This window comes from Parabacteroides chongii (assembly GCF_029581355.1).
Classification (GTDB): Bacteria; Bacteroidota; Bacteroidia; order Bacteroidales; family Tannerellaceae; genus Parabacteroides; species Parabacteroides chongii.
The window spans coordinates 4,212,498-4,230,491 of the sequence record NZ_CP120849.1; the positions used below are offsets into that span (position 1 = coordinate 4,212,498).

The following is a 17,994-nucleotide window of genomic DNA, read 5'->3' on the forward strand; positions in this document are numbered from 1 at the left end:
AAAAACTATATTATGAGCATTTTTGCTGGTAAAACCCTTTTAATCACCGGCGGTACCGGTTCCTTCGGTAACGCCGTCCTCCGGCGTTTCATCAACTCCGATATCAAAGAAATCCGAATCTTTAGCCGAGATGAAAAAAAGCAGGACGATATGCGTCACGCTTTACAAAATCCTAAAGTGAAATTCTATATTGGGAATGTGCGTAATAAAACATCTGTGGATGTCGCTATGCGCGGTGTGGATTATGTGTTTAGTGCAGCAGCATTAAAGCAAGTCCCCAGTTGTGAATTCTTTCCGATGGAAGCTACGCGTACAAATGTAGAAGGTACGGAAAATGTGCTGCTTTCCGCTATTGAACATGGCGTAAAGAATGTAGTCGTTCTTTCGACCGATAAGGCCGCTTATCCGATCAATGCGATGGGGATCTCCAAGGCTTTGATGGAAAAGGTGGCGATTGCTAAAGGACGTGAGTTGGGCGAAGGGGCGCAGACTACTATCTGCTGTACCCGCTATGGCAATGTGATGGCAAGCCGTGGGTCGGTGATCCCTCTTTGGGTGGAACAGATAGAACAAGGGAAACCGATCACTATTACCGATCCGGAAATGACCCGCTTTATGATGACCCTGGATGATGCAGTCGATTTGGTGATCTATGCCTTTACACATGGCCATAACGGTGATCTGTTTGTTCAGAAAGCTCCGGCAGCTACTCTATCTGTTCTGGCACAAGCCTTGAAAGAGACATACGCACAGATCGATCCGAAGTATCTGGATACGGAAGTGAAGGTAATCGGTACACGTCACGGAGAGAAACTATACGAAACACTGGTTACCCGGGAAGAGATGGCGAAGGCAATCGATATGGGCGAATATTATCGTATTCCCTGCGATACACGCGATCTCAATTATGATAAGTTCTTTACCGAAGGAAGCGAATGTCTCTCTAAGATTGAAGACTATCACAGCCATAACACCACACGTCTGGATGTGGAAGGCATGAAAAAACTATTACTCCGCTTACGTTTCATTCAGGAAGATCTTGGACTGATCGAACGGGCAAAACCAAGAGAAATCAGAAGCGAATAAATCAATTTTAATGTAATGAACATATTAGTTACTGGTGCCAAAGGATTCGTCGGTCGGAACCTTGTTTCCCAACTCCATAATATCCAATCGGGGAAAGCCCGGAATTATCCTGTTTCGGGAACTGATCTAAAGGTCTTCGAATATGATATAGACAGCGATCCGGCTGAGCTGGATGTCTATTGTAAGAAAGCCGATTTTGTCTTTAACCTGGCAGGTGTGAACCGTCCGAAAGACCAGGCGGAATTTATGAAGGGTAACTTCGGTTTTGCATCTACTTTACTGGATACATTGAAAAAGTATAACAATACTTGCCCGGTGATGATCTCATCATCTACGCAGGCGGCATTGGATAATCCGTATGGCGAATCGAAAAGGGCAGGAGAGAACCTGTTGTTCGAGTATGCGAAAGAAACCGGGGCGAAAGTATTGGTTTATCGTTTCCCGAATGTGTTCGGAAAATGGTGCAGACCCAATTATAACAGTGCGGTGGCAACTTTCTGTAACAATATAGCCAATGATCTGCCTATCCGGGTGAATGATCCGAGTGTGGTGATGAATTTGGTCTATGTGGATGATGTAGTAGACGAATTGATTGCTGCTTTATCTGGTAATGAACATCACGAGGGAGACTTTTGTGTCGTTCCTGTGGTTCATACGATTACATTGGGAGGTATTGTCGATCTGCTTTATTCATTCAAAGAGATGCCGGGTAACTTAGGTGTACCCGATCTGGGTGATCCTTTTACGAAGAAGTTATATTCGACCTATCTATCTTATTTACCGAAAGAGAAATTCTGTTATCCGGTACAGATGAAAACAGATGATCGCGGTAGTTTTACAGAGATCATCCGTACGCCGGATCGTGGTCAGTTCTCTGTGAACATTTCTAAACCGGGGGTAACTAAGGGGCAACATTGGCATCATACCAAAAATGAAAAATTTGTGGTCGTAAGCGGGCATGGCTTGATCCAGCTTCGTAAGATCGGAACAGATGAAGTAATCGATTTCGAAGTTAGTGGAGAAAAGATAGAAGTGGTCGAAATGATTCCCGGTTATACGCATAATATCATTAATCTTTCCGATACGGAAGAGTTGGTGACTTTTATGTGGGCCAATGAACCATTCGATCCAAACCGTCCGGATACTTATTTTGAGGAAGTATAAAAGATAACACTATGAGCAAACTAAAATTAATGACTATAATCGGCACCCGTCCGGAAATCATCCGGTTGGCTGCCGTTATCAAACGATGTGATCAGTACTTCGATCAAATCTTGGTCCATACCGGACAGAATTACGATTATACACTGAACCAGGTTTTTTTTGATGATTTGGGACTTCGTGCTCCTAACTATTATCTGGATGCAGTGGGTGCGGACCTGGGGGAAACAATAGGAAATATCATTGCCAAATCGTATAAATTGATGGTGGAGGTGAAGCCTGATGCCGTTCTGGTGCTGGGAGATACAAATTCTTGCCTGTCGGTTATCGGGGCGAAGCGTTTGCATATTCCTATCTTCCATATGGAGGCGGGTAACCGTTGTTTCGATGAATGTCTTCCGGAGGAAACAAACCGTCGCATTGTGGATGTGACAGCCGATGTCAATATGTGCTACTCCGAACATGCACGCCGGTATCTAAATGCTGCCGGTACACCGAGAGAACGTACCTATGTAGTCGGTTCACCTATGGCAGAGGTATTGCATAATAACCTGGAAAAGATCAAGGCTAGCGATGTACTGGAACGTTTGGGATTGAAGAAAGGAGAATATATTTTACTGTCTGCCCATAGGGAAGAGAATATCGACACGGAAACAAACTTCTTCAATCTGATGAATGCGGTAAATGCGATGGCCGAGAAGTATGATATGCCGATCCTGTACTCTTGTCACCCTCGTTCAAAGAAATATATCGAACAACGTGGTTTCCGGTTCGATCCGCGTGTGATACAACATGAACCGTTGGGATTCCATGATTACAATCATCTTCAGATGAATGCTTTCGCTGTGGTATCCGATTCGGGTACGCTGCCTGAAGAAAGCAGTTTCTTCTTGTCTGTCGGTAATCCTATTCCTGCGGTATGTATCCGTACGAGTACGGAGCGTCCGGAAGCATTGGATAAGGGGAATTTCATCTTAGCAGGCATTACGACAGAACAGGTATTACAAGCTGTGGATGTAGCTGTTGAAATGAATAAAGACGGTGCTTTAGGAATCCCTGTTCCTAACTATGTGGATGAGAATGTATCGGTGAAGGTTGTTAAACTAATACAAAGCTATACCGGAGTCGTAAATAAGATGGTGTGGAGAAAATATTAAAATCACAGTTATGCAACTTATTAACTCTACCTTATTAAACGAAGTAACCAAGCAAGCCCAGGACTCTCCGCGCTTGCGTATGAATTATAACTTTCATGATTCTTTGGATGCGAAGGCACAACGCCTTTTGAATGCATTGGAACCGGGTACAATATTGCCTATCCATCGCCATCCGCATACGGCGGAAACGTACCTGTTGTTGCGGGGAAAGATTCGGGTTATGTTTTATTCTGATGAGAAAGAAGAAATCGAATCAACCCTATTGGATCCGTTGGCTGGAAACTATGGTGTACATATACCGGCTAACCAGTGGCATACATTGGAAGTACTGGAAGCCGGTTCTGTATTGTTTGAAGTAAAAGACGGTCCTTATACTCCATTAGGGGAAAACGATGTATTGAAGCTTACGCAATAAACCATTTATACAAACACCCAACCCCGCCCATCAGCATCAGGCTATATCCCGACATTCCGAGCCAGTCGGCTCCGGACGGCAGAGTTTTTTGCCGGTTTCCCCAGTCTCCCTGGGCGAGAGCGAGAGTATCGCCCCGATGCAGGTCAGGGTCACTTCCGTTTCCCTCATCAGGAGGGAGAGGAGGCTCAGGAGGAGCAGGCAGAGGATGAGGACAGGGGCAGTCACCGGCTGCCGGTTTTCGCTTGCGGGGGAAGATGATCCGGGCAAGGCTGGTGAGGAAGTTGAGAATTGTTTCAAGGACATTCATGGAATTTGAAAATTATAAATTGAAAATTAATTGGCCGGTAACCGCTCGATCGACCGGCAGATCGACACCAGCATCCGCTGATAAGCAGCGCGGTTGTCGCCATTTACTTCGCTGATGTATTTGCTGTAAGCGATCTCCTTGGCGTAGGCTTCGGGATGGAAGGTGAGGGTTGCGGCTATGGGATAAGCCGAGTGGATCAAACGGGCAAAGTCGAGGAAGCTATCTTCGGCAGTGAGATACCGACGGAACCAGAGAGCCGGACGGTCTCCTGTGGCAGACAAGTCTGTGCGACCACCATCCCAGAAAGGATTCGGACGGCCGTAGGCAGTGATACCGAAAAAGTTGTTATACTCCACGGCCAGCGAGCTTTCGCCCCAACCCGTTTCAATGGCCGACTGGGCCAGGAGGATGATCGGATTCATCCCGAACCGCTCTCCCGCCTTTTGGGCGAGAGGCAGATACTGTTTGATGTAATTTTGCTTTGTCATAACGTTATTCGATTACCGGACGGTCGTCTTCCCCGCCTGAGGGAGGAGTCACTGAACCGGGAAGGGTCCATTTTTCAAAACTGGCATCGCGAACAAGATTCATCAACATCGTTCCCGGATAGAAAACGATATGAGCACGGTTGAACAAAGAGGTCTTAAACTCTTCTTCTGTAGTAGCCCCTTTACTGCCGGCTACCATACGGAAGCTGCCGAAATCGCCCAAATGGATCGATTCGCCATCGGCAAGGGATTCATTCATGACGGTGATAAAACCGTCTAAAACAAGTAGGATATCACCGCGGCTGGCTGTGCTGTATTTGCTGATACGGGCGCAGATACGGTTGAGATCTACTTTTTTGGTAATACTGGTCTGGGCAAAGTAGAGCTCGGTTCCTTCGGCAGCCCCCTTGCTCATGTCCTTGCGTTTTACAAGTCTGTACTTTAATGGCATAGTCGGGAAATTAAAAATTAATAATTGAAAATTGTTGGTTATCGATAACATTACAAAGGTACGGCGGCCTGAAAACCCACAGACAGATAGGTGCAGCAAGAGTGGGATAGGAGCAGATAACGACAGTTAATTAACAGGCTTCAGAACACGGGTGTTTCAACGTTAAAACATATATGTTTTAAACGCGAAACATGTATGTTTTACATATAAAGGATATATCATTTCACAATCTCGCAGGCTATATGGATGCCTAATTGGAGAATGAATATGATTAACAAAATAAACAAGCAAATTGAACAACGGATAATCGCTTTTTTAAAAAGACCGTCCGTGAAATAACAGGGAAATATTTGTCGTATCCTTCCCTGGAGGAATCGATTGGAAGAGTGAAGAATAACAGCCATTATATTTTATTGCTGGCTTTATTGTTGGGTGATCCGGAGATAAGGGAAAAGAAAACATGGAACGTTTTGGCTAAATCGTTTTTTACGAATTACAGGGAGATGATATTGCTGTATTGCGGATATGATATCGGACCGGCTAATTTGGAGCGTATCCGGGTAATGGAGCCGAAATTATTTATCGAGTATATGTCGGGAATGTTTCGAAACGGCATGTTTGAAGAGAGTTCGTATGAGGAATTGGCTGAATTTATCAATCTGGTGTTTGATACGGGTTACGAACAGAGTTCTGTTTGCAACCTGCTGAAAGTGGCTCATGAGGATTATCAGCATATCCATGATGGGATCAGGATGGAAATAAAGCGGGAACCTGCCAGGAGAGAAGGAATTTAAATAATTAACCGGTTGATATATTGCCTGTTGGATTGTGAAATATACGCGAAAAACAGTTTTTTATATACGAAAGCTACTGTCTACCTTTGTTTTAGTCGTTGATATACGGTCTTGTTTTCCGAAAAAATGGAAAAATCTTGTATTTATAAATTTCTTATAAAAAGAAATACTTCTTACTATATTAAAGAGGAACCGCTTCCGGTCGGATAGAAAGCAAATAGCGTGTAAGGAAGAAGCAAGATAATTCAATGATTTTTGCAAATAGAAATCGTATAACAACGTAAATACTAATAGATATTAATATTTACGGTTATGAACAAAGATCTTCAAAACAGTAGCCGGGTAACAGATTTCCTGGGAAAAGCGTTTGTCAAAATGCCGCGCAAGTTATTAAACCTGTCTTTGCATCCGGAGAAAAAAAAGCGTCAGTTGGCCTGTATGTATATGGCGCTGATCACATTGAGTTTCTTTCGTGATGGAACTGTGATGCTGGGAAAAAACAAACATGTTTGCCGCAGGGGAGAATATGTGGGTACTCATTCGGAACTGGCTCGTTTCACGGCTATCAGCCTCGGTTCGGTAGGTTATTATCTGAAGATGCTTGAAATGGACAAACTGATCGTGTTGAACGTCGTAAAGGGAGGTACCCGTATCGGGATTTGCAATTATGATCTTTTTTCCGGGCACGAGCCGGAAATGAATGACTGGCAGGATGCTTCGGCCGGAGAAGCCGGGCGCAGGATGGCCGACGTGGAACGTGCGATGGGAGGTCGGAACATGCAGGATTTGAATCCGGAGGAAAGGGGGAATGCCTGATGGATGCGGATAAGACGAATAATATGGAAATGGGTGGTATGACCATTGTCGAACTGGAAAGTACGCTGGTTTGTTGCCTGATGACTTCATTGGATGCTCCGATGCAGGTCTCCACGATGTTACGTGAGGAGATGTTTTCGGATAAATCGCTGGGATTTGTCTTCGGGGTAATCATGGATTTGTACGATCAGGGCGTGCAGCCGGATATGGTGACGGTAGAAACCGGAATGCGCCGGCAGGATGAAGCCCGCTGGAAGGAACTGAATGGACTGTCGTTCCTGCTTCCGGCGATGCTGAATGTGCGCAATGCGGAGAATGTAATACGTTATGCCGAAGAGGTGAAACGGCAATATAAGTTACGCTGCCTGATGCAGTTGTTCGTGACGTTAAATTTTAGTTCCGGGAAATTCGATGCCGATCCCGACAAGCTGATTGCGGAAGCGGAACAGTCGTTGCAGGAGCTTCGGCGCGACACTGCCGGTGGAAAAGCGATGCGTACGGTAGGAGAATTGGCGGAGGAAGCTTTGCAATGGCATAGCAGGCGTGCCGGGGCATCGGAGGATGTGACCCGTTTGTTGACCGGGATAGAGGAGCTCGACTATGTAACGGGAGGTTTGCACAGGGGCGAAATCATCATTCTAGGGGGCCGTCCGAGTGATGGGAAGACTGCGGTGGCACTTCATATAGCCGTCAATGCAGCGAAGGAAGGGAAGCATGTCTGTTTGTTCAGCCTCGAAATGTCGGATTTGCAGATGCTGAACCGTATCCTGGCCGGTATGACGGATGTGGATCCGGACCATTTGCGGATCAGCGGACTGACCGGGAAGGAACTGGAGCAATTGAAAGAGGCAAGCCGCAAACTGGAACATCTTCCTCTCTATATGGATTATACGCCTTGCAACACCGTCAGCGATATACGTGCCAAGGTGATGCTGAAAAGCAAACAAGGGGAATGTGATTTGGTGGTGATCGATTATTTGCACCTGCTGTCGTCTGTCCGACAGAAGAATGAAACACAGGATCAGGTCGTGGGGCGTAATGTGGTAGCCCTGAAACAGCTGGCCCTGGAGGCCGATTGTCCGGTACTGCTTGTTTCGCAGATGAACCGGGCCTGTGATACACGTGCCGACAGGGCACATATCCCGGTGATGAGCGACCTGAGAGATTCGGGTACGATCGAGCAGGTGGCGGATTGTGTCGTGTTTGTTTACCGTCCCGAGAAGCATGGCATTACGAAAGATGAACGGACGGGTGAAAGCCTGGTAGGAGTAGGCAAACTCTATATTGTGAAGAATAGGAACGGGGCGACCGGCATTGCACGGTTCCGTTATAATCCTTCGTATACAAAAATCACAAACTATTGTAATACCGTAACATCATGACGCATCAGGAAATAAATCATATAAAACAGTCGGCTCTGCAGATCGAAGAGGTCATCGGACGATATGTGCAGCTGACACGGAAAGGCAAAAGCCTGCTGGGGCTTTGTCCGTTCCATGAAGATCATCATCCTTCTTTGGTTGTTAACCAGGAGAAGCAATATTTTACCTGTTTTGCATGCGGGGAGAAAGGGGATGTGATCCATTTTTTACAGAAGATAGAAGGGCTGTCGTTTAAGGAAGCGGTGAAGAAATTAAAAATTGAAAATGGAACATTGAAAATTAAATCCGAAGTCAAACCCGGACTCAAATTGACAAACCCCGTTTGTGAAACAGAAAAATTTTCAATTTTCAATTCTCAATTTTCAATTGAAAAAAACCTTCAGTTTTTTTCGTCTCTCCTTCCTGCCGCTTCCGGAGATTCGGACCTGACTCCGACCTGGCTTGATTTTGAGGTAGGAACTTCCCCGGCTATGGTTGCCGGGGAATGGAAAGCGATGCGTAACCGGCTGATATTCCCGATACGGGATGAAGAAGGCATACTGGTAGGATTTGGAGCGCGTCGACTGACGGAGGTACCGGGCTCTCCTAAATATATCAATTCGCCGACCAGTGAACTTTATCGTAAGAACGAGCTTCTTTACGGATTGAATATCGCCCGCAAGGCAATTAGGGGAAAAGGATATGCCATACTGGTGGAAGGCTACAAAGACGTGCTGGCGATGCATGCAGCGGGATTCGGAAATACAGTGGCGCTTTGTGGAACGGCTTTATGCGACGGCCATATTGCGCTGCTGAAGAAATATACATCGCGGGTATTGGTGATGCTGGATGCGGATACGGCTGGAAGAAATGCTTCGGAAAAGGCCGTTTCGCTTCTAAGGATGCAGGGTATACGGGCTTACGGGGTAGAATTGCCGGAGGGGGAAGATCCCGACTCGTTGTTCCGGCTTTGGGGAAAAGAGCGGTTTACCGGTTATCTCCGGAAAAAGCTTGCAGAGAACTCGCCCTCGGAAGAGGCTTTGTTATTGGAACGTATCCGGACAGGGATACAGACGTTGTCTGGCATTACGGATATGACGGAAAGGATGCAGGCGCTTCGTCGCCTGAATACCGGGATTGCTCACCTGACCGGTCTGTCGCAGAGGCAGAAACGTCCGGCTACTATGGATTGGAGGTGGGCATGAAACGGGAAGATGAAAAAGACAAGAAAAAATCTGTGGAAGAAGAAGAGGAAAAGAAGTGGAAGAACCGCAGTTTTACCTGGATGGAACTAGGCGTGTTGTATAGTCCGACACTGACTCCCGCGGCTGCTTCCCGCCGGTTGAAAGCCTGGGTGATAGCGAATGGCGGTCTGATCCGTAGCCTGACAAAGACGGGCTGGAACCGTACACAACGTATTCTGACACCACGTCAGGTAGGGTGTATTGTGGAGGTGCTCGGGGAACCTTAAAAAAATGTGTTTATGATGAATATATCGATCCGGTTTAAGAAACTGATTCTGTCTGCCTGTTGGCTGCTGATGGCAGGCGGTCTTCACGCCCAACATTCGATGGGAGTGACGGGGTTATTGAATATCCCGACGGCGGATATGCAGGCGGACGGGACATTTATGGCGGGGGTGAATTACCTGCCGGAACAGATGCTTCCCGAGTATTGGGATTATAATTCGGGGAATTATTTCCTGAATATGACTTTTCTGCCTTGCCTGGAAATAGGGTATCGCTGTACGCTGCTGAAACTCAAGACCGGGAAGTGGAACCAGGATCGTTCGGTGTCGCTCAGGATACGTCCGCTGAAAGAGGGGAAATACTGGCCGTCGGTGGTCGTGGGGAGCAATGACGCTTTGACGACCGGACAGTTGAATACGTTCAGTGAAGTTACCGGAAACCGTTATTTCTCGTCGGTGTACGGAGTAGCGACGAAGCATTTCCTGCCCGGCGGTCATGACCTGGCATTCACGTTCGGATGGAATATCCCGTTCCGCAAACATGCCGTTCGTGACGGGGTTTTCGGAGGAATGAGTTATTCACCGGCCTTTTGCCGTCCGCTTTCCCTGATGGCGGAGTATGACGGAAACGCGGTGAATATGGGCGGGAGTGTCCGGCTTTTCAATCATTTTACGGTGCATGTGTTTTGCTATGACCTGGAAGCGGTGTCGTGCGGGGTACGGTACGAACTGGTGTTACTGGGTAAGAAAGGGGGCAGACCATGAGGCGGAGGTGTTGGATGACGAGTCTCCTGCTGTTGTGGGGGATGGCTGTGGCTGTACAGGGGCAGCATTCGCAAAATCATCTGCCTACGGGCAGGTCGGTGGAGGAAGCGGCAGAGCAGGTGTTGTTGTCGCTGGGTATGGAGGAAGTGAGGGTGGCACGGACCGATTCGGTTTGCACTGTCGCTTACGAGGATAATATTTACCGGGGGACTTACCGGGGACTGGCTGCGGTGGCGGAGAGTTTGCGGAAACTGCCGGAGGCGGAACAGGCTGTCCGATATGAGCTGGTGGTGTTGGATGACCGGATACCGCGGTTGCTGCTGACATTGCCCCGGGAGGTGGAGGCCCTGGAGGTCAGCTACGATACGGACGAGGCGATGCGCCGGTTGAAAGGAAAGGAGAGCCGGAACCGGATGGCGGGACGGGTCGATGTGGTCCTGTATCCGGAGTTGTTCCTGCAAAATTCGTGGCTCGACAAGTTGTATGGGGTGGCAGTCAATTTCTCGCCTGCCATCGAGATGGACCTTTGGAAAGGGGCGGTACTGACAGGGCAGGTGATATTGCCGCTTTATACGAATATGACGGATTATCGGAAATACATACGTCCGGGAGTGATCACGCTCCGGCAGGAGTTCCGTTTGCCGGGCGGTGTGCTGGGACGGCTGACGGCGGGTAACTTTACGGGTAACCGGATGGGGGTGGATGCTGCTTTGCGTTATCAGCCTGCCCGGGGACGGTGGATGGTCGGGGCGAATGTCGGACTGACCGGATCGAGTACCTGCTATGGCGGGGAATGGGTGGTGTCAACCTGGAGGAAAGTGACGGGATCGGTATGGGGACGATATAATGAACCGCGGTATGATTTGCAGATCGACCTGGCGGCTGTGCGGCTGGTGTACGGAGATATGGGGGCACGGCTGGATTGCCGTCGTCATTTCGGAGAGGTGACGGTCGGTGTGTATGGGATGCTGACCGGCGGGGAAGTGAATGGCGGTTTCCATTTTGCTATTCCCATTCCGGGGACGAAGCGGGGGAAACGCCGGGCGGTCCGTTTCCGCTTACCGGAATACTTCGCCCATGAATACAGGGCGCGACATGGTGGTTCCTACGGCGATGAGCTGCTGGGCTACAGCTATGAGGTCCGTCCCGATGAGAACGGCAGCCGGGGGTATGATGCACCGGACTTCGTTCGAAAAGAGGTTTTAAAGATCATTACAAGATAATAAAACCAACTGAACTCAAAATATATACTAAATATTAATATTAAACTTATCAAGTATGAAAACAACTAATTATTGTTCGTTGGGCCTGTTGGCTGCAACGCTGGTGTTTGGCGGATTATTTTTTAATTCCTGTAAAGACGATGAAGTGGAACCCGTTCCGGAAATCGTGGAAAACCCGCTGGAGAAAGATGCCTATTTCATCACCGGTAAGGTGACGGACGGGGTAAATGCCCTGGCTGATGTAGCTGTATCGGCCGGAAGTGTATCGGCGAAAACCGATGCAGCAGGTACTTATCTGATAGAAGTGACCAAGAAAGGTACATTTGAACTGAGCTTCGCAAAAGACGGCTATATCACGATCGGAAATGAAGTAACCATCGACAACGATGCCGATAAAGGAACCATCGTCTCTTATTCACAGGTATTGACAAAGAAAGCGGATGCTGTCAAAGTCGATCCGGAGAAAGATACGCAGGTGACTGCTTCGGAGGATGTCGATGTGGCTATCCCTGCCGGGGCTGTGAAGACGGAAACAGATGTGACGATTACTCCGTTTGTGCCTGCTGCCGATAAGAAGGTGAAAGAGGCTGCCGATAAGGCGATCGCTACTTCTACACCGGTGGAAACATCGTCTGCCCTCTCTTTGACCAGCCTGAGTTGTGAACCGGACGGTCTGACCTTCGACAAGCCTGTGGAGATAAAGGTGAAGGCGGAAGAGGCTGAGAACGGCGTTTATTTCACGAAAGCGAAACATTATGTAAACGGTACGGAAGAAGGGGAAGCCGATTTCGATGCGGAAAATAAATCGTATGTGATTCGCCTGAATGGTTTCTCCGTGCATGAAGTGAAGGTCGCTACCGACTTTTCTGCCGAACCGGGTAGTGAATCCGTTTTCTCCGAAGTGATAGATAACCTGGGAAAGACGACTGCCGTATCGAAGACGTTCTCTTTCAAGATGAAAGACGGCTGGAGGATCGTATCCAAGAGCGCAGGTGTGACAGGCGGTATCGAGGCAAAGCTGATGGCAGCCCTGACCAATACGTTATCCAGCGGTGAAGGTATCTCTGAAACGGAAATATCCAAAGAGGTGGCAGTATGCGGGGATATGAAGATGTCGGTTGCTTTCAAGCAGGCATTGGTGAAGTATACTTTCCAGGTAGAGACAAGTGCAGGGACTGAAAGCATTACTGCCGAAAAATACGGAACCGTGTCACAAAGCATCGAAAAGGAACAGGGTAATATGAAACCCGAACATAACTAAAACCCCGTAAATGAATATGATGAGAAAATATGTGACCTATCTGTTGGTGTGTGTGGCGGTATTTTTTACCGCCTGCACATCGACAAAAAAGATACTCTATTTACAGGATGTCGTCCCGTTGAAGCAGCAGGAGATCGAGCAGAAATACGAAGTGATTATCCATAGCGATGACCTGCTGGCTATCATGGTGAACAGCCGCGATCCGGAACTGGCACTGCCTTTCAATATGCCGATGGTGACCTATCAGCTGGGATCGAACAGTACCGGACAACAGCGCGTCTTGGGATACCTGGTCGATACGAACGGGGATATCGATTTCCCGATCCTGGGAAAGATCCATGTGGAGGGGCTGACCCGTATGCAGTTGACGGAGCTGGTGAAGAACAAGCTGATAGAAGGGGATCTGATCAAGGATCCGATCGTGACGGTACAGTTCCTGAACTTTAAGGTGTCCGTCATGGGAGAGGTGGGACGTCCGGGTAGTTTTACTATCTCCGGCGACCGTATTACGCTACTGGAAGCGTTGAGTATGGCGGGCGACCTGACCATCTACGGACGACGTGACCGGGTAGGCGTGATCCGTGAAAACAACGGAAAGCGTACGATCCTTTTCCACGACCTGCGCTCGGCGGAGATATTTAATTCGCCCTGTTATTATCTGCAGCAGAACGATATCGTGTATGTGGAACCGAATAAAGCGAAGTCGGGACAGAGCGGCATCAACCAGAATAACACAATCGGAGTCTGGGTTTCCGTCATCTCCCTCCTGACGACCATCGCAGTATTAATCTTTAAATAACCGGATGATCCAATGAATTCTGAACAAGAAACAACTTATCTGCGTGAAGAAGAAAACGAACTGAATCTGAGGGATCTTTTCAATATTGTCCGGGCTAACTGGTATTGGTTTCTCTTGTCTGTCCTGCTCTGTAGCGGGGCGGCATTCCTGTATCTGAAATGGGCACCGAAAGTGTATACGCGTACGGCTTCCGTTCTGATCAAGGATAATGCAAAGGGGGGCGGTCTCAGTGAGTCGGCTGCTTTTGAAGAGTTGAACATGTTCAATGTAAAAAGCAATGTGGACAACGAGGTACTGGTATTCAAGTCGAAGCGTTTGATGAATATTGTTGCCGAACGGCTGAATCTGGATGTCAGCTATACGGTGAAGGAGGGATTGCGTACGGTGGAGCTGTATACGCAGTCGCCCGTTGCCGTACAGTTTCCGGAAACGGAGGTGGTACAGGCGTTTTCTTTGACGGTGACCCCTTTGTCGGAAAAGGAGGTGATGCTGTCGGACTTCTCCACGGACGAAGGAAAGATGCAGAAGATCGCACTGAACGATACGGTAACTACACCTGTCGGCAAGCTGGTGGTGACTCCGACGCTGTATTACTCGGATAAATACTTCGGCAAGCCGGTCGCTGTCGGCAAGAAGAACCGGGAGGATGTCACTTTGAGCTATAGCAATGCGCTGCAGGTGGCACTGGCCAGTAAGACGGCGACGATCATTAACCTGACTTTGCAGGATGTCTCCATCCCGCGTGCGGAAGATGTACTGAACATGCTGATTGCCGTTTACAACGAGGATGCGATCAACGACAAGAACCAGGTGACGGTGAACACGTCCAACTTCATCAATGACCGTCTGATCATTATTGAGAAGGAGTTGGGGAGCGTGGATGCCGATATCGAGACTTACAAGCGTGAAAACCAGTTGACGGACATCAGTTCGGAAACGGGCATGTACTTGCAGGAAAGCAGCCAGTACAGCAAAGAGGGGTTGGGGCTGGAGAACCAGCGGACGCTTGCCAAATATATCCGCGATTATCTGACCGATCCGCATAAAAGTTCGGATCTGATACCTGCCAATACGGGCATTGCCGATGTGAATATCGAGGGACAGATCAGCGAGTACAACAACCTGTTGCTGAAACGGGATAAATTGATCAGCAACAGCAGTAACAAGAATCCGGTGGTGATGGACCTGAACAATTCGTTGAATGCGATGAAACAGACCATTATCCGGGCGGTGGACAACCTGATTGTCGGTCTGAATATCAAGATCAAAAATATCAAGGAGCGGGAGGTGCAGACGTCACGCCGTATCTCGGCAGTTCCGACGCAGCAGAAATATGTGCTGTCGGTCGAACGCCAGCAGAAGATCAAGGAAGAGCTGTATCTTTACCTGTTGAACAAGCGGGAAGAGAACGCCTTGTCGCAGGCGATTACGGAAAGTAATGCCCGTGTGATCGATGCGGCACAGGGAAGCCGGCTTCCGGTTGCTCCGAAGTCGATGATGATCCTGTTGGCGGCTATGGTGTTGGGGCTGGCTATTCCGGCGGGCGTGATCTGGCTGCAAGTGGTCATGAATACGACTGTGCGTACGCGTAAGGATGTGGAGGATGCCGTATCGATTCCGTTTTTGGGAGAGATCCCTTTGCGCGACAAGAAGAATAAGGATGAGATAGTCGTGCGTGAAAACGGTCGCGACAGTATCTCGGAGGCTTTCCGTATCGTGCGTACGAATATGGATTTCATGCGTGTGAAAGCGAAAGATATGAAAGTGGTGATGTTCACTTCTTTCAATCCGAATGCGGGTAAGACCTTTGTGTCGATGAACCTCGCCATGAGCTTTGCACTGACCAGCAAGAAGGTGATACTGATCGACCTCGATATCCGTAAGGGTACCCTTACAAGCCATGTTAGCGGCGCCGCTAACATGGGGGTAACTAATTATTTATCCGGGAAGGTGGATGATATAGATGCTATCATTCAGAAAGGGGAACTTGCGGAAAACCTGGATATTATCCATACAGGACCGGTTCCTCCCAATCCTTCGGAACTTTTGTTGAGCAGTCGTCTGGAGACTTTAATGGAGGCGCTGAAGGAACGGTATGACTATATCATTCTGGATAATGTGCCTGCCGGTATGGTTGCCGATGCTGCCATTGTGAATCGGGTGGCCGACTTGACTATTTATATCTTGCGTGCCGGATTGATGGACCGCCGTCAGCTACCGGAACTGGAAAAGCTGTACAGACAGGAGAAATTCAAGAATATGTGCTTGATCCTGAATGGTGTACGCTATAGCCATTCAGGTTATGGCTATGGTTACGGATATGGATATGGTTACGGGTATGGTTATGGGTACGGCTATGGAAATGAAAAGAAAAAATAATTATAGGTTTTCGTCATGTTGACCTGGATTGTACCGAAGAGAAACATTCTTTATACCACATTGCTTGAGGGAATGACAGATGTGCATGCACATCTGCTTCCCGGTGTGGACGGAGGATCGGAGTCTTTGATGGACTCGATGGCTGCCTTGAAGAGAATGAAGGAGGTGGGGGTGAAACGCATCTTCCTTACTCCCCATATCGCAGATGAGTGCAAGAATAATTCGCCGGAACTTTTACAGGCTAAATATTCTATTCTGAAAGAGTGTTGTCCGCCGGATATGGAATTATACCTGGCTGGCGAATATATGCTGGATAGTGGGTTTGATGCCCGTAAAAGGGGAGAAATACTGACTTTCCCCGGAAAGCAGATATTGGTGGAGACTTCCTGTTCGTCGGCTCCGGAGAGATTCCTGACATTTTTATTCGACCTGGTCCTGGAGGGATATAAACCTGTTATCGCGCATCCGGAGCTGTACCGGTATATGACGCAGGATGATTATTTTTTCCTGAAAGACAAGGGGTATAAATTTCAGCTGAATTTATTTTCGTTGGCCGGACTGTATGGGAAACTGTCCAGGACGGTTGCCCGTAATTTACTGGATAAAGGGTTTTACGATTATGTCGGTTCGGATTTTCGCCGGCTGGGTGATTATGAGAAAGGCTTGAAAAACCTGTATTTGTCAGCGAACCGGATACGGCAGGTCGGTGAACTGTTTGAAAATAACGATTCGCTTTGGCACAGCGGATCACTGCCAAAACAAATAATTTAATTTATAAGAGATATGATGAACAAAAGAGAGTTGATATATTCTATTGCAGAGCAGACGGGATATACGCAGACTGAAGTACGTAACATATTGAACACATTTATAAGTACTGTCTTTGAAGAGGTGAAATCGGATCATAAGGTGAGGATCGGAGGACTTGGGGTCTTTTCTCTTCTGTACCAGAAGTCGCGCCCTGTACGTAACCCGCAAACCATGGAGCCGATCGTACTTGCACCTAGAAATTCGGTGAAGTTCCGACCGGCAGATGATCTGGTCCGAAAGCTGAACGGGGAAGAAAAGTAAATATGATCAGAACCACTTGATCTTCCTGAAGACAAAGAATGCCAGTGCCGACAAGGTGATGGAAAAGAGTACGATCACGACAAATCCGTGCGGCAGTTCTTCTACATAGTTGATCACATTCATCCCGTAGAAGCTGGCTATCAGTGTCGGAACCATCAGGATGATCGATATGGAGGTCATGCGTTTCATGATGGTGTTCACATTGTTGGAGATGATGGAGGCAAAGGCATCCATCGTTCCGGTAAGGATATCGCTGTAGATGTTCACTGTGAGATGCGCCTGCTTCAACTCGGTTTCCACATCTTCCACCAGTTCGGCATCCATATACATCGGCTCCTGGAAAATACTTTGCAGCTTCGAGAGCATCACTTCATTTCCACGGATGGACGTATTGAAATAAACCATACTTTTCTCCAGCTTCATCAACCGCAGCAGGTCTTCGTTACGGATACTTTTCTCCAACGCTTTTTCGGCACGTGCCACTTCGTTGTTGATCTGTTTCAGATATTTCAGGAACCAGACGGCAGACGAATGGATCAGTCGCAGGATCAGGTCGTATTTATGACGTACGACGAGCTCTTTGCGCCGGCTGTAACGAATGAAATCGGGCAATAACTCCGTCTTATGATAACAGACGGAGATAATGATCTCGTTATTCGTGATGATGCCGATCGGGACAGTTGTAAAAGGAATACCGCTTTCGGTGCTCTGTACCGGGATACGCAGGATTGTCAGCAACCAGTTCCCTTCATACTCGATACGCGGACGTTCGTCGGTATCTTCGATATCGCTCAGGAATGATTGGGGTACGTGAAACTGGTTTAAAAGGTATTGGATATCTTCGGGGGTAGGGCATTCTACATTTACCCAGCAGTCGGGAAGCCACTTGTCTTTTTCCACAAAGCCGGCTTCACAATAAAGAAACGATCTCATTATTGCCTCCTTTCGTTGTTGATACGAACAGAGGTAATAAGAAACCTCCGTCCGCTAAT

Annotated in this window: 20 protein-coding genes; 16 read left to right on the forward strand and 4 right to left on the reverse strand. The window is 47.9% G+C overall.

Going from position 1 to position 17,994, the window contains the following annotated elements:
* Window positions 1-12 precede the first annotated feature (12 nt).
* Genes P3L47_RS15725 through P3L47_RS15740 form a run of 4 tightly spaced genes read left to right on the forward strand, consistent with a single transcriptional unit; the run spans window position 13 to window position 3,819 of the window.
* Window positions 13-1,086: a polysaccharide biosynthesis protein gene (locus tag P3L47_RS15725; RefSeq protein ID WP_277781415.1), complete on the forward strand. Its 1,074-nt coding sequence runs from the start codon at window positions 13-15 to the stop codon at window positions 1,084-1,086.
* Between the two features lie 15 nt (window positions 1,087-1,101).
* Window positions 1,102-2,250: a capsular polysaccharide biosynthesis protein CapF gene (locus P3L47_RS15730; RefSeq protein WP_277781416.1), complete on the forward strand. Its 1,149-nt coding sequence runs from the start codon at window positions 1,102-1,104 to the stop codon at window positions 2,248-2,250.
* An 11-nt stretch (window positions 2,251-2,261) separates the two neighbouring features.
* Window positions 2,262-3,404 (forward strand): non-hydrolyzing UDP-N-acetylglucosamine 2-epimerase, encoded by a 1,143-nt coding sequence (gene wecB, locus P3L47_RS15735; RefSeq protein WP_277781417.1) that lies wholly within the window; start codon window positions 2,262-2,264, stop codon window positions 3,402-3,404.
* 10 nt (window positions 3,405-3,414) lie between these two features.
* Window positions 3,415-3,819 (forward strand): WbuC family cupin fold metalloprotein, encoded by a 405-nt coding sequence (locus P3L47_RS15740; RefSeq protein ID WP_277781418.1) that lies wholly within the window; start codon window positions 3,415-3,417, stop codon window positions 3,817-3,819.
* On the opposite strand, the gene P3L47_RS15745 is transcribed toward P3L47_RS15740, so the two are convergent.
* From P3L47_RS15745 to P3L47_RS15755, 3 genes are read right to left on the reverse strand one after another with little or no spacing between them, the layout of a single operon-like run.
* Window positions 3,809-4,126, reverse strand: coding sequence for a hypothetical protein (locus P3L47_RS15745; RefSeq protein ID WP_277781419.1), 318 nt, complete (start codon window positions 4,124-4,126; stop codon window positions 3,809-3,811). The two genes, P3L47_RS15740 and P3L47_RS15745, sit on opposite strands and share 11 nt — an antisense overlap.
* Window positions 4,127-4,152: 26 nt before the next feature.
* Entirely contained in the window at window positions 4,153-4,614 is a 462-nt protein-coding gene (locus P3L47_RS15750) for a glucosaminidase domain-containing protein (protein ID WP_075557287.1), read from the reverse strand.
* Between the two features lie 4 nt (window positions 4,615-4,618).
* Window positions 4,619-5,065, reverse strand: a complete 447-nt coding sequence (locus P3L47_RS15755) for an HU family DNA-binding protein (protein WP_075557288.1) — start codon at window positions 5,063-5,065, stop codon at window positions 4,619-4,621.
* A gap of 350 nt (window positions 5,066-5,415) precedes the next feature.
* Here P3L47_RS15755 and P3L47_RS15760 point away from each other — a divergent pair, with 350 nt between their 5' ends.
* The 12 genes from P3L47_RS15760 to P3L47_RS15815 all read left to right on the forward strand — a co-directional run bounded on the left by P3L47_RS15760 (window position 5,416) and on the right by P3L47_RS15815 (window position 17,002).
* A complete protein-coding gene (locus P3L47_RS15760; protein ID WP_129733997.1) occupies window positions 5,416-5,859 on the forward strand; it encodes a hypothetical protein in 444 nt (147 codons plus the stop codon).
* Window positions 5,860-6,171: 312 nt separating this feature from the next.
* A complete protein-coding gene (locus tag P3L47_RS15765; protein WP_129733996.1) occupies window positions 6,172-6,675 on the forward strand; it encodes a hypothetical protein in 504 nt (167 codons plus the stop codon).
* Entirely contained in the window at window positions 6,675-8,057 is a 1,383-nt protein-coding gene (locus P3L47_RS15770) for a replicative DNA helicase (RefSeq protein ID WP_242507057.1), read from the forward strand. The genes P3L47_RS15765 and P3L47_RS15770 overlap by 1 nt, the downstream gene beginning before the upstream one ends.
* The gene (locus tag P3L47_RS15775; protein WP_277781420.1) at window positions 8,054-9,241 is read left to right on the forward strand and encodes a DNA primase; all 1,188 of its coding nucleotides are present in this window, start codon (window positions 8,054-8,056) and stop codon (window positions 9,239-9,241) included. Before P3L47_RS15770 ends, P3L47_RS15775 begins: the two co-directional genes overlap by 4 nt.
* The gene (locus P3L47_RS15780) at window positions 9,238-9,507 is read left to right on the forward strand and encodes a DUF4248 domain-containing protein (RefSeq protein WP_075557293.1); all 270 of its coding nucleotides are present in this window, start codon (window positions 9,238-9,240) and stop codon (window positions 9,505-9,507) included. Before P3L47_RS15775 ends, P3L47_RS15780 begins: the two co-directional genes overlap by 4 nt.
* A gap of 12 nt (window positions 9,508-9,519) precedes the next feature.
* The gene (locus P3L47_RS15785) at window positions 9,520-10,269 is read left to right on the forward strand and encodes a YjbH domain-containing protein (RefSeq protein WP_277781421.1); all 750 of its coding nucleotides are present in this window, start codon (window positions 9,520-9,522) and stop codon (window positions 10,267-10,269) included.
* On the forward strand, window positions 10,266-11,492 hold the full coding sequence (locus P3L47_RS15790) for a YjbH domain-containing protein (RefSeq protein ID WP_277781422.1): 1,227 nt from the start codon (window positions 10,266-10,268) through the stop codon (window positions 11,490-11,492). Before P3L47_RS15785 ends, P3L47_RS15790 begins: the two co-directional genes overlap by 4 nt.
* Window positions 11,493-11,547: 55 nt before the next feature.
* On the forward strand, window positions 11,548-12,753 hold the full coding sequence (locus P3L47_RS15795; RefSeq protein WP_277781423.1) for a carboxypeptidase-like regulatory domain-containing protein: 1,206 nt from the start codon (window positions 11,548-11,550) through the stop codon (window positions 12,751-12,753).
* Window positions 12,754-12,769: 16 nt separating this feature from the next.
* On the forward strand, window positions 12,770-13,552 hold the full coding sequence (locus P3L47_RS15800) for a polysaccharide biosynthesis/export family protein (RefSeq protein WP_075559961.1): 783 nt from the start codon (window positions 12,770-12,772) through the stop codon (window positions 13,550-13,552).
* A gap of 12 nt (window positions 13,553-13,564) precedes the next feature.
* Window positions 13,565-15,931 (forward strand): GumC family protein, encoded by a 2,367-nt coding sequence (locus P3L47_RS15805; RefSeq protein WP_277781424.1) that lies wholly within the window; start codon window positions 13,565-13,567, stop codon window positions 15,929-15,931.
* A gap of 15 nt (window positions 15,932-15,946) precedes the next feature.
* The gene (locus tag P3L47_RS15810; RefSeq protein ID WP_277781425.1) at window positions 15,947-16,702 is read left to right on the forward strand and encodes a tyrosine-protein phosphatase; all 756 of its coding nucleotides are present in this window, start codon (window positions 15,947-15,949) and stop codon (window positions 16,700-16,702) included.
* A 12-nt stretch (window positions 16,703-16,714) separates the two neighbouring features.
* Complete coding sequence (locus P3L47_RS15815; RefSeq protein WP_122359798.1) at window positions 16,715-17,002, forward strand: HU family DNA-binding protein; 288 nt, start codon at window positions 16,715-16,717, stop codon at window positions 17,000-17,002.
* Between the two features lie 6 nt (window positions 17,003-17,008).
* Here P3L47_RS15815 and P3L47_RS15820 read toward each other — a convergent pair whose 3' ends face one another.
* Complete coding sequence (locus P3L47_RS15820) at window positions 17,009-17,935, reverse strand: magnesium transporter CorA family protein (protein WP_277781426.1); 927 nt, start codon at window positions 17,933-17,935, stop codon at window positions 17,009-17,011.
* Between the last annotated feature and the right edge of the window lie 59 nt (window positions 17,936-17,994).